Source organism: Peptococcaceae bacterium (assembly GCA_024655825.1).
Lineage (GTDB): Bacteria > Bacillota > Peptococcia > DRI-13 > PHAD01 > JANLFJ01.
Genome location: JANLFJ010000002.1, coordinates 134,667 through 149,554 on the forward strand (window position 1 = coordinate 134,667; position 14,888 = coordinate 149,554).

General features: G+C 52.0%; 11 protein-coding genes. 2 read left to right on the forward strand and 9 right to left on the reverse strand.

Annotated elements, in window-relative coordinates:
* Positions 1 to 7: 7 nt before the first annotated feature.
* Genes NUV48_01555 through pelF form a run of 4 tightly spaced genes read right to left on the reverse strand, consistent with a single transcriptional unit; the run spans position 8 to position 4,927 of the window.
* Complete coding sequence (locus tag NUV48_01555; GenBank protein MCR4440823.1) at positions 8 to 1,615, reverse strand: hypothetical protein; 1,608 nt, start codon at positions 1,613 to 1,615, stop codon at positions 8 to 10.
* A gap of 3 nt (positions 1,616 to 1,618) precedes the next feature.
* Positions 1,619 to 2,758: a hypothetical protein gene (locus NUV48_01560; protein MCR4440824.1), complete on the reverse strand. Its 1,140-nt coding sequence runs from the start codon at positions 2,756 to 2,758 to the stop codon at positions 1,619 to 1,621.
* A complete protein-coding gene (locus tag NUV48_01565; GenBank protein ID MCR4440825.1) occupies positions 2,751 to 3,176 on the reverse strand; it encodes a DivIVA domain-containing protein in 426 nt (141 codons plus the stop codon). The genes NUV48_01560 and NUV48_01565 overlap by 8 nt, the downstream gene beginning before the upstream one ends.
* 11 nt (positions 3,177 to 3,187) lie before the next feature.
* Positions 3,188 to 4,927, reverse strand: a complete 1,740-nt coding sequence (pelF, locus tag NUV48_01570) for a GT4 family glycosyltransferase PelF (GenBank protein ID MCR4440826.1) — start codon at positions 4,925 to 4,927, stop codon at positions 3,188 to 3,190.
* Between the two features lie 350 nt (positions 4,928 to 5,277).
* Here pelF and NUV48_01575 point away from each other — a divergent pair, with 350 nt between their 5' ends.
* A complete protein-coding gene (locus tag NUV48_01575; protein MCR4440827.1) occupies positions 5,278 to 6,144 on the forward strand; it encodes a DegV family protein in 867 nt (288 codons plus the stop codon).
* Positions 6,145 to 6,170: 26 nt separating this feature from the next.
* On the opposite strand, the gene NUV48_01580 is transcribed toward NUV48_01575, so the two are convergent.
* From NUV48_01580 to NUV48_01595, 4 genes are all read right to left on the reverse strand, one after another.
* Positions 6,171 to 7,268, reverse strand: coding sequence for an efflux RND transporter periplasmic adaptor subunit (locus tag NUV48_01580; GenBank protein MCR4440828.1), 1,098 nt, complete (start codon positions 7,266 to 7,268; stop codon positions 6,171 to 6,173).
* A 22-nt stretch (positions 7,269 to 7,290) separates the two neighbouring features.
* Positions 7,291 to 9,657, reverse strand: coding sequence for an ABC transporter permease (locus NUV48_01585; protein MCR4440829.1), 2,367 nt, complete (start codon positions 9,655 to 9,657; stop codon positions 7,291 to 7,293).
* A complete protein-coding gene (locus NUV48_01590; protein ID MCR4440830.1) occupies positions 9,657 to 10,316 on the reverse strand; it encodes an ABC transporter ATP-binding protein in 660 nt (219 codons plus the stop codon). The genes NUV48_01585 and NUV48_01590 overlap by 1 nt, the downstream gene beginning before the upstream one ends.
* A gap of 239 nt (positions 10,317 to 10,555) precedes the next feature.
* A complete protein-coding gene (locus NUV48_01595) occupies positions 10,556 to 11,836 on the reverse strand; it encodes an iron hydrogenase (GenBank protein ID MCR4440831.1) in 1,281 nt (426 codons plus the stop codon).
* A 161-nt stretch (positions 11,837 to 11,997) separates the two neighbouring features.
* On the opposite strand from NUV48_01595, the gene NUV48_01600 reads away from it, so the two are divergent.
* Entirely contained in the window at positions 11,998 to 13,695 is a 1,698-nt protein-coding gene (locus NUV48_01600; GenBank protein ID MCR4440832.1) for a methyl-accepting chemotaxis protein, read from the forward strand.
* Positions 13,696 to 13,704: 9 nt separating this feature from the next.
* Here NUV48_01600 and NUV48_01605 read toward each other — a convergent pair whose 3' ends face one another.
* Positions 13,705 to 14,835: a M20/M25/M40 family metallo-hydrolase gene (locus NUV48_01605; GenBank protein ID MCR4440833.1), complete on the reverse strand. Its 1,131-nt coding sequence runs from the start codon at positions 14,833 to 14,835 to the stop codon at positions 13,705 to 13,707.
* Between the last annotated feature and the right edge of the window lie 53 nt (positions 14,836 to 14,888).

Below are 14,888 nucleotides of genomic sequence, written 5' to 3' on the forward strand. Positions count from 1 at the left end.
TCACCTCTTAAGAGGCTGCGTATAAATAGTAGTCAAGGTTTTTTAACACCTTTACGACCCCCCGGCACGTTGTCGCCAAAAAGACGGCGGCGCCAAACAGCAGCCCCAGCACGGCAAAATGATGGTCAAACCAGCGGCTTAAAGGAAACCCCACCACGATGTTCGCCACCAGCCCCCATAAGATGGAACGGCCGACCATTTCCGGCTGGGACAGGGAAAAAAGGATCAGGGCGTTCATCAGGCCGGCGCAAAGCACCGTATACCCGGCCAGCGCCGCAATAAACACAAAATGCGTGATCTTGCTGCTCAAGAGGTTCACTTCCAGCGGCAGCACCGGATTAAGGTGGATAAACCTGACGGCCAGGTAGACCGCCGCGGCGGTTGCAGCCGAAAATAAAACCACCAGGTAAATTCTTCTCAGGTAGATGCCGAGGTATCTCATTCCCAGGGCGGCCGCGCGTGAGGCCTTGTAATTCTTTTGGTGGGTCTCCAGGTTCGCCATGAACTCATTCACCACGACCTCAATAAACCCCATCGGGAGGATCAGGGTTATGAGCGCCAGGTCAAGGCCCATTTCGTAAGGACCCCTAAACCAGATCAGGTACGGCATGTAGACGTTGCTTGTCGACCAGGCAATAATCCTGTCCATGAACAAGAAAGTGAAGTAAAGAAAACCGTAAATGAAATATGGCAGGACCGTATAAATGGTGATCGAAGCGCGGGGCAAGGAAGGCGCGATCCCCTTTTCCAGTTTCCTTTCGGCGCTTATGAAAAAAAACACTGCCAGTATAACGCCAGCAATTGAAACAAGACAAAGCGATATTATCTGGGAAACAATGATATTGAACTTCAAGACGACAAAGAAAATGTAAACCGTAAAAATCCCCGCAGCCAGCAGGCCGGTAAAAGCCAGCTCCCTCTGCAGGATATACATGACGGTGACGGACAGCCAGATGGCGCTTAAAAAAATAAAGTAGAGGAGGATAACGACAACCATCCGAAAAGGGAACACGCCAAAAAAGGCGTTGAACACGAGAAACACCAGGAAAATCGCCGAACAAACGAGATAACCCAGCCTGACGAAATAATAGGTTATCCTGCGGGCCATGTTGTAGTATCCAAGTTTGATGTACAAAAAACCGCGCCGGGCTATGGCCTGGGTGAATCCCCCTACGGCCATGAAACTCATGATCGTGCCGATGGCTATGGCCGTGGCCAGTTCCAAAGACAGGTTTTCGTAAGACCATAACGAAAACCGCAGGATGAGCATGGCCAGCACGGAAATGGCCATGGGCAGGGCGAAGATCATACCCCTCAGGAAGCTGCGCAAAACCATGGCCATATAAGAAAAAAATCCCATCTTGGAAGCCGGCGGCAGGGGTACGGCGGTGAATCTTTCCTGGCCGATGTCCCAAAGATAAGCGGCCAGTTCAAAAACATTTTCCGCGCCGAATTCCTCGGCAGCCCGGTCGTCGGTCCATCCCTTTGATTCAAGGAGCGCCGCGATCTCATACTTGTCCTCCGGCTGCAGACGCCTCTCCAGAACAACATCCAGCAAGTTATTAAGCTTCTCGCTGTCAATGCCTCTTATCTCTTCTTTGCCGACCAGCGCCATCAGCTACTCTTCCATCCCCGGCAAAACCATATTGACAATCAGCTCGGGAAGCTTTCCCTCCGCTTCCGCCCTGCCTATCACCTCGGTGGTTATCTTTTCCCCGCGGGCAATGATCAATTTACCGCCGCCGTCAAACAGGTCTTCCCCCGCAATCTTGCCGGCAATATACTTGTACCGCATGCTGTTTATTTCCGCGGCAACCGCGCGGCTGCCCGCCGTCGAAGCCGCCATATCCGCTGTATCCGCCGGTCCCTGCTTCGCGGTCGGCGACGTCTTCTTCACCTCTTCAACCTGTTCTTGACCCAGCTCCTTTACCGGCTCTTTCTGCAGGTCTTCTTCATCCGCGACATCCGCTGTTTTTTCCCGGTTTTCTGCATAACCGGCCGGATGAGCGCGCAGCGTTTCCGCTGTCGAAGCCGTCTCGCCGTCCGCCCCGGGGCTGTCGAAAACACTGTCCCAGAAGCCAGACCCCACGACCTTTCTTTCTTTTTTTTCTTCCGCACCCGGGAGCAGCAATGCCTGTTCGTTCTCCGGGACATTCAGCACCCTGGCCAGGTTATCAAGCATTTTTTTCATTTGCTGGCCCTGTTCCTTGCCGGCCTGTGGTGGTGACAGCGCCGCCTGCTCGTCTTCTTTCGCCTGGGCAGGTTTCCTGTTCTCGATTGTGCTTTTGAATTTGATAATCTTTTTCGAAAACTGTTCAGCCACATCGCCGGCCTTTTCGGGTTCCTGAAAAATACTCGCCAAACCTTCCAGCAGCGACTGGATGTGAGCCCTGGTCGCCTTTATTTCGCTCTCGATGCCGTCAACCTTGCTGCTGTTCGCCTCGTTCTTTTCCCGCGCCGCTTTTATAACCTCTGCCGCTTCTTCCTCGGCCTTCTTCTTTAAAAGGTCGACGGCCTCCCGCGCCCTGACAAGAGCCAGTTCAAGAAATTCCCTGGGCTTCGCCTTTTGGGCTCTTTGGGCCTGCAGTTCCAAAAGCCTCTGGTACAGCCTTTCCTTTTCTTCCCGGCTGGCCCGGACCTGCTCTTCCAGCGCGGCAGTTTCCTCGGCCTGCGTTTTTTCAAGCTTGCCCAGGAATTCATCGACTTCACGGACGCTTAGTCCCCTGAACCTAACGGTCATACCGCCCTTTTTAGACATTCTTATACTCCTCCAATGCCTTGCTGTAACACTGGGCTATGGATTCCATGTCCTCGGTCAATCTTTCCAGGGTTTTCCTGATCCTTTCGCTTTCCTTCTCTTTCTCGTAGACCTGTTCCCTTACTTTAATACTCATGGATTCCGCGGTTTTTATGGCTCCGTACACGTTATCCGTGGCTTTCATGTGCGCTGAAAACAGGATGCCCTTTATCTCTTCGTTCAGCGAGTTCTCTTGGGCGATTTCCTCCTCGATCGCGCGGATTCTTTCTTTCAATGTTTCAATCTCGCTGGTCGTTTCGAATAATTTGTCGGACAACTGCCTCAAGGTTTCTTCGTAAGCCTTGTTCATCGTTCTTATCCTGTATTCGACTTCTTCTTCATCATAACCGAAAAAGGAACGAGCAAACTTTTTCTCCACGTTTAATCACCTCATGCCGTTCTCTTTCCTCCAGCGAGTTTTACAAGAGTCTCCGCTTTCTCCAGTTCGTGAAACGCCTTGTCAAATTCACCCATATTGTTGTATGCGCCGGCTATTTCGGCAAGGATCACGGGTACCGCCGGGGTATCCGGGGCTTCTTTTACCGCAAGCCTGAACTGGGCTACGGCCTCGCTCCAGTGTCCAAACGCCAGCAAGGCGTAACCCTTCTCCGCCAGCAGCCTCTGCCTGGCGACCCTGCTGGAAACCGCCCTGAACTCTTCGGGCCTCCTGGCCAGCTGCCGGTAGCTGTTTAAATAGAGTTCCAGCACCCTTTCGATCGTAAAATAGTTCAAGGCCCGCTGCCTGGCTTCATCACCCAGGGTTTGCCTCATCTGGGGATTTTCCAACAGCCTGATGATCGAGCTGGCCAGCTGTTCCCAGTTCTGCGGCCTCACCAGCATCCCCGCGTCGCCAAGCGCCTCTTTGATTCCTCCCACATCCGTGGCCACAATGGCCTTGCCCGTCATCATGGCTTCCACGATAGAATAGGGAAACGCTTCGGACATGCTGGACAAGGCTATCACGTCGCCGCTGCGGTAAGCGGCCGGCATATCGTCGGTATGGCCGGCGAAAATGAAGTTTTCGCTCAAGTCCAGTTCATTTACCAGACCGAGGCATTCGTCCAGGTATTCGGGCACGGTGACCGACCCGTACACGATGAACCTCACGTCCGGGATGCTTTTCTTTACCGCCCCGGCCGCCCTGATCATCGTCAGCAGGTCCTTGGTCGGGTCGACCCTGGCTGCCACCACAACCGTGGGGTACTTGTTCTTGCGCAAGGTTGGGGCGGGAGAGTATACCCGGCTATCCACGCCGTTATAAATAACTTTTATCGTTTCCTGTTTTACCCCAAAGGTCCTTTCCCAGCGGGTATTGAAATGGCAAACGGGCGAAACCTGGTCCGCATAGGCGTAGTTGAGCTGGGTTATGGAATTTATCAGCCTTACCAGAAAAGTGTTGAGAAAAGAGGGATAACCCCTTTTGGAAAGAGAAAGGTACTGCTCCCGGAGATACACGCCGTGCTCCGTCAGGAGAAAAGGCGTTCTGTGCTGTATTTTGGACAACACGCAGGGGAGGCCGCAAAAAGCGGCGGCCGCCGAATGCGTGACATTTACCCTGGGCACAGGGGTATTGATAATGTTAAAAAAGCGATAAATCCAGCCCAGGCTCTGGATCAGGCCGAAAATGCTCGGTTCTTCCATTTTTTTATCGTACCCGGCCGTATAGGCAAGCATCATCTTCTTGTACAGGTTCCAGATCAGTTCGGATTTAAAACTCATTTTGTAGTCATATTCCTGGAAATATTTATGCAATTCTGAAAGGATAAACCCAAACTTTTTTGTATCCTTTTGCGGGCTGATTATTTCCTCGATCAATGAAACGAAGAGAGGCGCGAAATGGCTGCGGACAACGTTTTCGTCCGTGCGCCGCTTGGCTAAGTAAACTTGAGAAAAAGGAGTGGTCAGGTGCTCGCTCGGCTCCTCCGTTCCCCACAACGGGACCTTGATCAGTGTTGAGTCTAGAGGCAGGTTGAACTTCCTCGTCACATAAGGATTCATGATAATGCTGTATATCACATATTCCACGCCGCTCATTTTATGCACAAGGATATCGCACCACGTGCTTACGCCGCCCTGGTGAAAAGGATAAGTTCCCTCTGTAGTTAGCATCACTTTAATTTTACCATTCATTTACTCACCTGTAAAAATATATTTCATTTTGGTTATTCAATTCATTAAATTATTGCTAAAAAACGGCTGGCACGCCCGTGACTTATTACGACAGCAATTGATTAATTTCGACATTTTTGCTATAAAACTCTAGATAAAAACCACCAGAAATGACTTCATTTTACAATATAAATATTATAACAGACTTTTTTCATGTTAACAAACGAAAAATGTCGAAAAAAGAACTCCATAAAAAGACCGGGGCTCATTCTGGCGCCCCGGGGAAAACCTGATGGACAAGGACCGGCATTACTGGTAACATAAAATCATGGAAACCCTTGTACAAGTGCTTGCGAAAGGGGAAATGGAGAATGCAAACGGTGATCATGACCGACTCTTCCAGCGACCTGCCGTTGGGCTACATTGAAGAAAACAATATACCGTTTATAAGCCTGACCTGTCATTTTAAGGGAAAGGATTTCGTCGACGACTTCGGAAAAACCCTGGATTACCACGAATTTTATGAGGCTATCCGCGCCGGGGAAATGCCCAGCACCTCCCAGGTAAATGTTCAGGCTTATGTTGACAAGTTCCGGGAGTATGCAAAAGAAGGCGCGGCCGTCATTTATATTGGTTTCTCCTCCGGTTTGAGCGGCAGCCTGCAGAGCGCCCAGATAGCCAGAAAAACCATCCTCGACGAGTACAAACAGGCCGACATCACCGTCATAGACAGTAAGTCCGCTTCGCTCGGCCAGGGCCTGCTGGTTTATTACGCTCATGAGCTGCTGAAAAAAGGCGCGGTCAAAGATGAAATCGTCGCCTGGGTCGAAGAAAACAAATTGAAGGTCAACCACTGGTTTACCGTTGATTCGCTTGAACATTTGAAACGGGGCGGCAGGATATCCGGAACCGCGGCCGCAGTGGGCAGCATCCTGAACATCAAGCCCGTTCTCAAAGTCGACGACGAGGGCAAGTTAACGCCGGTAACAAAAGTCCAGGGCCGGAAAAAGTCCCTGCGCGTGCTGGCCGACATGCTTGAAGAGAGAATAGTGAATCCGGAAGAACAGGTGATTGCCATCAGCCACGGCGACTGCATCGAAGACGTCAATTTTTTGGAAAACATCCTGCGCGAAAAATTCGCCTGCAGGGAGATCATCATCAACCAGATCGGCCCTGTTATTGGTTCTCACTCCGGTCCGGGTACGCTGGCCCTATTCTTCATGGGTAAAACCAGGTAAACAGAACCAGGTGGGTATTACCCGCCTCATTTTTTTATTATCCTTTTTCCTTCTTTAATCCCTTCCAGCTGCGGGTTGAGGACAACCATGTCTCCTTGAACCAGTCCCTCCTCGATGACCGTTTCCCTGTCGTTTTCGAATCCCTTTTTCACGGGCTGAATTCTTGCTTTGCCGCCGCGCACCACCCAGACCGCATCACCATCTTTATATGGGAACAGCGCGGTTTTGGGCACAACCAGGCGGTTCTCCTGCCGGCTGGTCGTAAACTCGACGTCCAGCAAATAACCGGGCTTCAGGGTGACCTCTGGGGGTGGGTCCGGTCTTACCGTGACCTTGATGCGCTGCTCAATGAGCCCCAGGGCGGAAACCTTCTCAACGGCTGCCGGCGCTATTTTCTCTACCGTACCCGTAAAAACGACCTTTTGATCATCATTGTTCTGGATCAAACTGACCTTCAACCCCGGCCCAATCGCGGATGCGTCTTTCGTCAGCACAAAGGTCTCAATAAGGTAGCTGTCTTTTTGAAAAAGCGTCATTACCTGCTGGCCGGCGCCAATGACCATGCCCGCTTTTGCGTCAAGCTGAGCCACGATGCCGTCGGCAGGCGCATAAACAAAGCTTTCTTTGATCCGGTACTCCAGCAGATTTATCTGGGCAAGCAGGGACTCGATCTGCCCGGGATAATACTGAGAATTCACGGTGTTCAAAGCGTCTTCATACTCCTTTTTGCTGATGGCCCCCGCTTCATACAGTTCTTTCAACTTGTCAACAGACACCTTGCTTTTCTCCAACTCCTGCTGGGCAATCACACTTTTCAACTGTCCCCGGAGCTGTTCCACCTGAAAAACCAGTTCGCTGGTGTCAAACGTCAAAAGAAGCTGTCCTTTTTGCACCGTGCTGCCTTCCTCTACCGGAAGATCGACGATTTTTCCCCCGTAGACCGCGTATACCGGATGCTCCTCGCTGGCGATAACAATCCCCTCTTCTTTAAAGGTCCGGGCAATGGAACGGGGTTCGACTGCCAGAAGATTTGCCTGGAGTCCACGGAAATGCTGGAGGACGACGGTTGCAGTAATGACCGCAACCAGGGCCAGTGCCGCGATCACTTTCCATTTCTTTTTCATAAAAGCTACCCCTCTTTCCTTGTTATTCTGCCGCCTTCAGAACATCAGCCAGGTGCAGCGACCTTATTTTTCCGGCCGCCGCCCGCTGGCCGATCCAGATGGAAAGAACCGTAAAAAGAACAGCGACAGCAACTGACATCATTCCAAGAGCGGTGGGCATGCTGTAAACATCGTTGCTGATTGAACGGGCGAGCCCGACAAGCATCAGTTTGGTCAGCGGGATACCGCCCAGCATGCCGAATGCGGAGAGAAACCACTGCTCAAAGGTAATAACGGACAGCACTTCGGAGGGCGTCATACCAAGCACCATCATGGAGGCCAGTTCGCGGCTGCGTTCCGATACGGAAATAACGGAAGTGTTATAGATAATGGCAAAACCCACCACCATGCCGATGAGCAGCATTATATAAATGGTCGCCGAATATGACCCCATCAGTTCCCGCAGCTGCCTGAGCATTTTGGCCCGGTCTTCTATCCCGCTGATCACCGCTGAATTCCTGTACTCCTGGTGTAATAGCGGCAGGTCACGCTCATCTATTTTCAGCATGGCGGTAGTGACTATCTCGCCTTGTCCCAGCAGTGATTGAAGCGCTTCTATTTCCATATAGGCGTTGAGGCCCAGGTACTGGGGGATAACCCCGGCCACCTCAACTTTTTTAGAGGAATCCGGATCTTTCAGCATCAGGCTTTCCAGGGTCAGCTCCGTGCCTACCTCGGCCTCAAGGAGCTGCGCCAGGCGTTCTGAAATCACTACCCCGCGGTGAGGCAGCTGCACCGGTTGAGAATCGGCGTCAAGGACCCGGTGCATTTTGCTGCCGGCGGGAAGCCCCAGCAAAACAACATCCTTTTTATTCCATTTATTTCTCAAGGTAACGGGTATTTCCGCCTTGCTTTCCACGCTTTTGACTCCCGGAAAGCCGGACAGCTCCCGCTCGACCAGGCTCCTTTTCAGGGGTTGCGACAGGTTGATTTTCACATCGTACGTCTCAATCTTTTCAAACTGGTCAAAGAGCATTTCCTCGGACAGTTCCCACATCGACCAGGACATGGAAAGAAGCGCAAACGTAAACGTTATCCCTATAACAATGAAAAAGCTGCGGCTCTTGTTCCGGGCCAGGTTGCGTACAGCCATCTTGCCCTGCACATTGAGCGCCTTCCAAAAAAACGAAACCCTCTCCAGCAGCACGCTTTTACCCGGGAGCGGCGAACGCGGCCTCATGGCTTCAGCCGGTTCCAGGGCAAGTACGGCCCGGCACCCCCGGTATCCCGCTATGGCTGAAAAGGTCAGGCTTAGCGCCAGGCTTAAAAATACCGCGGCAAGCGAGAACCTGCTTTCCAGCCCGGGAATATTGAAGTACAACCGGTACATGTCGGTATACGGGCGCGAAAGCGCGGCGCCCAGCAGCCCGCCGGCGATCCCTCCCGCCGCGCCCACCACCAGGGCATACGAGAGGTAATGAAACATTACTTCCCTGTCTGTATACCCCATGGCCTTCAGGACGCCAATCTGGACGCGCTGGTTTTCGATCATCCGCCTGAGCATAATATAGAGGATAATGCTGGCCACGCTCAAAAATATCAAAGGGATGGACCGGCCCATGTTCCCCAGCTGTTCAAGCTCTTCGGAAAGTATGACGTGGCTGGCCTGGTCCTTGCGCGGGTAAATGCTTTTTAACCCGTAAGCCTTGAGTTCTGCTTTCAACCTGTCTTCCACGCCCTGGTAATCCGCACCAGGCATAAGCTTAAAAATGAGGCTGTTGACGCTTCCCTTTTCCTGGAAAAAGGTTTCCATCGTTTTATATGGCAGGTAGGCAATCCCGAATTCTTCAGGCCTCGGAAAAAGGTCGCCCGAAGACCTCATGGCATAGATAAACTCAGGGCTGACCCCGGCTCCCGCTATTCTCAGGCTTCTTTTTTTCCCTTCGGCAATGATCTCGATTTCACTGTTCAGTTCCAGCCCGTTGGCCTGGTAAAACTTGTTGTCAATCCAGATGTTCATCTCCCGCTCCTCCAGCGGGATGCCCATTTCCAGTCTCACCCCGTTGAGGGGATTGACAGCTCCGGGATCAACTGAAACCAGGCGGAGGTAAACGTTGTCTTCCCTCCCCGGAAACACCACCCTGACGTCCTTGATCAGTCTCCCCTGGATTTCTTTTATCCCCTCGATGGAACGCAGTTTTTCAATTTCACCATGCGGCATGGCTGCCACCTCGGCAAAACCATCGGCAAAATTGTAGTAATAATAGAAATTTTTCTGTGCCAAGTCCATGTTTTCCAATACCATGGAGAAAGAAGTGAAAAACAAAAGCCCGATGACCATGACCGTGGCGCAGGCTATATATGACCCCTTGTTGTCTTTCAAGTCGCGCAGCACTTTCCTCCAGAGCATTACCACGTCACCTTCTCCGGCGGGAGGGGATTCTCGTTTGTTTCGATGCGGGCCAGCCTTCCGTCCTTGAGATAAAACACGCGGTCGGCGATCCTGGCAATGGCGGTGTTATGGGTTATGACAACAACCGTTTTTTCAAAGGCTTCGCAAAATTCTTTCAACAGCCGGAGCACCTGGATGCTGGTGTTATAATCCAGCGCGCCGGTCGGTTCATCGCACAACAGCATCCTTGGATTCTTCACCATTGCCCTGGCCAGGGCGACCCTCTGCTGCTCGCCGCCCGAAAGCTGCGAAGGAAAATGGGCGAGCCGGTCGGCCAGCCCCACCCTCTCCAGCATTTCCCCGGCCGGAAACGGCTGCTGGGCGATCTCGGCGGAAAGGCTCACATTTTCATAAGCGGTCAGGCTGGGTATGAGGTTGTAAAACTGGAAAACAAAGCCTACCGTGCTGCGGCGGTAAGCTGTCAGCGTCTTGGAATCGGCCAGGTGCAAAGGAGTGCTCCCGTAATACAGCTCTCCATCGCTTACCGTGTCCATCCCCCCGATCAGGTTCAAGAGGGTGCTCTTTCCCGAACCGCTGGGACCCAGGATAACCACAAACTCGCCTTCATACAGTTCAAAGTCGACCTCCCGAAGGGCCTTTACGGTAACTTCTCCCATCCGGTAGTATTTGCCGATCCTTTTGGCCAGAATAAGCGTTTCCACAGGCTCACGCCCTTTTTGAACAAGTTTCATGGTCTATCATAGCACATTTTAATCGCTTCCCCTGCTGCAGCTGCTGCAAGAAATAATACAGAAAAAAATGGAAAGAAGAAATAATATATGCAGGCCACTCCTGATAATACGCTTCACTGCAGCACCCCGTTCCTTTGCGCAATAACCGTATTTTAGTAACCCGGCTACCTGTCAAAATTCCTGATAAACATGTTGGCCTTCTCTCCTTCCAGGAGTTCGTCTATTTCTTTGTACCCCAGTGTTTTCAGCAGTTCAAGGACATAGGGATTATCCGCCGGCGTCCGGTTTGCCGCCTGGGAACCGTACCTGTTGACCTGTTCAGTTCCCAGCTTTGGGTCGATAACCGCCTGGGGACCGCCCACGCACCCGCCGGCACAGCCCATCCCCTCGTAAAAATTGGCGTCTCCTTTATGATCGAGGGCCTCCTCAAGCATTCGTTTACATTCCCGCACCCCGTCGGCCTGGACCGCTTTCAGCCGGATCTTTCTTTGGGGCCTAATCCTTTGCAGCGTTGCCGCCACCGCCTGGCTGACGCCGCCCGTGCGGGCATAAATCCTGCCGGCTTCTGAAGAGTGCTCGCTGGGTTCGTCTTCCAGCTCGGCCGGGTTTATCCCCACGGCCTCAAAAATCTGCTGCAGTTCCTTAAAAGTGAGCACGGCGTCGACGGCGTCCTTGACGTCCTCTTCCTTGGCTTCGGCTTTTTTGGCTACGCACGGCCCGATGAAGACCACCCTGGCTTCCGGGTGGATTTTTTTCACCCCGCGCCCGCAGGCGACCATAGGAGAAACGGACGGGGAGATATGGGGAACCAGCTGCTTGTAAACCTTCCTGATCATGGCCACCCACATGGGACAGCAGCAGCTGGTCAGAACAAAATCGCCCTCCTTACGAACATTTATATCAAACTCCAGCGCCTCTTTCAAGGTCAGCATGTCGGCAAAAAGCGCCACTTCGACCATCCCGTAGAAGCCCAGCCTTTTCAAGGCTGCCCTGAGCTTTCCCGGCGTTACATCAGGACCGAACTGCCCGGCAAAGGCCGGCGCCACTATGGCATAAACCGGAACCGTGCGCTCCTGGAGAATCCGGATGAGGGGCACAAACTCTTTTTTATCCACCAGGCAGCCGTAATCGCAAACCTTAATGCATTCCCCGCAGCTTGAGCAATAATCCTTTTTTATGACCACCTTCCCTTCTTCGTCCCTGCTGATGGCATTAAAGAGACATGCCGCCTGGCAGCGATCTTCCCCGCATCCGCGCCCGGTTTCACAGTCCCTGACCTTAAAGACGACCTTGTCTTCTTCTCCCTGCCCGGAGGCGTATTTTATATAATCATTGAGATATCCTTCACCCGCAGAGTTAATCCTGGCGATTTCCCCTTCCATGTTCCCCTCGAAGGCTGATTTCACCAGCCTGCCGAATATATCGTCATACGTGAGGTTCTCCATGAGTTTCTCTCCTTTCTTTCATCATCATTGTTAATATTTTTGCTCAAGACCTTTGTTTATGCTTGTATCCAAAACAAAATTGTATTTCTAAATACAGGAGGATTATGCATAATTATGTCAAATAATAAAAGAAAAAGCGTTTTTAAGAAGGGGGCCCTGTTATGTTAAGAATGAAGCTGAGGACCAAGCTGGTATGGCTCATCCTGATCTTCTATATAGCCATTGGAACAGTAGGCTTTATGGGGATCCAGCACCTGAAAAAGGTTATTGGTTCGGCACAGTATTTGTATGAGCAGTCGGTCCTTGGCATAATCAAGCTAAACGAGGCTGACTCGCTGTTGAAGGAGTCTTCGCAAAGCACGCTGTTTTTTTTCCTGAGCAAGGATGAAAGCCAGAAAGAAGCCCTTAAGACCCTGATAAACAAGCAAAACGAAAACTTGAAAGCAAAATTGGAAGAATATAAACAGTGTGACCTGGACGAAATTCAAAAAATAAATGTTCAAGCGCTGGAAAGAGATTTTAAAGAATACAACGCCTTCCGTGAAAGCATGATGGCTGAAAATGAGCTGGGAAACGACGTCTCGACTTCCCTCAACGACCTGATCATCAAGCAGTCCAGGGTTTCAACCTCTTTTTCCATGCTGCGGGAGTATCAAAAAAACAGGAGCCAGGAAACCTATGAAGCAAGCTGGCAAGTTTATAATCAATCTTTGAATTCATTTCTCTGGATACTGCTGGTCAGTATCGTCCTGACCCTTGCTTTCGCCATCATCATCTATCTTTCCATCATCAGGCCCTTGAACAGGCTGACAGGCGCGGCGCAGCTTTTGGAACAGGGAGACTTGCGGTCACAAATCAAAACCGCTGAAAACAAAACGGAAATAGGCCGTCTCATGACCTCGTTCGGCGCAGCGTTATCAAACCTCCGCGAACTGATCGTGAGCACCAACGAAATAGCTCTGGGAGTAGCCGAGGCAAGCAACGAGCTTAGCACGACCGCCGAAGAAACAGGCCAGGGCGCCAGCCAGGTGGCTGTATCCATGGAGGAACTGACCAAAACAAGCCAGGAGCACATGGAACGGACCCGCCAAATGGCGGCCGCCGTGGAAAGCATGCTGAATACGATAAACCATATTAGAGAAAGCTACAACCAGGCCAAGAACGATACGGACCAGGCCAGCGCGCTGGCTGACGAGGGGCAAAAAGACGTGGAAACGGCCATCGCTCAAATGGATGTTATCAAGAACTCGACCTATGACATGGGCGAAAAGGTCACCGCCCTGGAAAGCTCCTCACAGAAAATAAGCGAAATCGTCGATATAATCAGCTCCATCGCCCAGCAAACAAACCTGCTCGCTCTCAACGCCGCCATCGAAGCGGCCAGGGCCGGTGAACAGGGCAGGGGATTCGCCGTGGTAGCGGAAGAAGTGCGGAAACTGGCCGAGGAATCGGAGCGTTCGGCGCAGCAAATTGCCGAGCTGATACTGACCATACAGGACGGCATCAAAGCTTCCATGGCCTCCATGCACAAAGGAGCCGAGGAAGTAAACAAAGGCACCCAGACCATCGAAACCAGCGGCAGAGCCTTCCTCGAGATCAGCAACTCGGTAAAGAGCATTAACGAGGCGGTAAAAAGGCTGGGCGACGCGGCTGAAGAGATTTACAGGGGCAGCAGCGAAGTTGAAAAGCTGCTCGCCTCTTCAGTGGAAACATATGAAAGCATCGCCGCCCACACGGAAAGAGTATCCGCTACCGCCCAGGAGCAGGCCGCCGCTATGGAAGAAGTCGTTGCTTCCGCGTCTCATCTCTCCGGCCTCGCGGACAGCCTGAAAAAAGCGGTGGAAAGGTTTAAGGCGTGAATAATACTATCAATCCGGAAGGGCAGCCGCCTCTTCGATTATCACTGCCACAAACCGCGCTGTGTCTACCAGGTCTTTTATACTGATCTCTTCTTCAGTGGTATGCACCCTGTTCATCCCCGTGGCCAGGTTAACTGTCTTGAGCCCGCGCTCGTTAAAGAAATTAATGTCGCTTCCCCCACCTGAAAAGACCACCCTGGTTTCCAAACCCGTTCTTTTCCCGGCTCTTTTGGCGAGCTGGATGAGCGGGTCTTCTTCTTTTATGTGAAAGGCGGGGTACATCCTCTCCGTTTCGACTTCCAACCGCGCGCCGAAATGAAGGCAGGCTTCCTGCAGGCAGTCCACCATGTGCCTGGTCTGCCGCTCCAGCTTGATGACAGAAAGACTCCTGGCTTCTCCTTCAATTTCCACCCTGTCGCAGACAATATTTGTAGCCCTGCCTCCCGAAATCACCCCTATATTGGCCGTTGTCTCCTGGTCAATGCGCAAAAGGACCATCCTGTCTACAGCCCTGGCCGCAGCCTGGACAGCGCTGACGCCTTCTTCCGGGTTGACTCCCGCATGCGCGGCTTTGCCGTGGATAACTGCCCTGATCTTGTCCTGTGCCGGTCCCTGGTTGATTATTGTCCCTGGCTTTCCCCCGCTGTCGAGAACATATCCTCTCCGGGCCTGCAGCAGGTCACGGGTCAAATAGCGTGCCCCTAAAAGACCAGTCTCTTCGCCCACAGTAAAAAGCAGTTCGATGTCGCCGTGAGGAATACCCTCTTCTTTAATATGGCGGATGGCTTCCAGGACAGCGGCAATGCCTGACTTGTCATCGGCGCCGAGAATGGTGTCGCCGCTGCTGAAAACCGTCCCCTCCCTGATTATAGGCTCAATATTTTCACCGGGTGAAACCGTATCCATGTGGGCGCCGAAAAGAACCGGTTCAACTCCTTCCCTGTTTCCTTTCAGTCGTGCCACCAGGTTTCCCGTATCGCAGCCGGCGCTTACACCCGCCCGGTCGTCGACTAATACTTCCAGCCCCATCTCTTCCATCCTGTTCTTGAGGAACAAAGCAAAGCGTGCTTCCTGCCGGCTGGGGCTTGCTATCCTTACCATTTTGAGAAACTCATCCAACAGGCGCTCTTTTCTAATCATGACAACCTCCGGCAGGTAATCTTTACCCCAATATACCATTTGCCTGAAGCAAA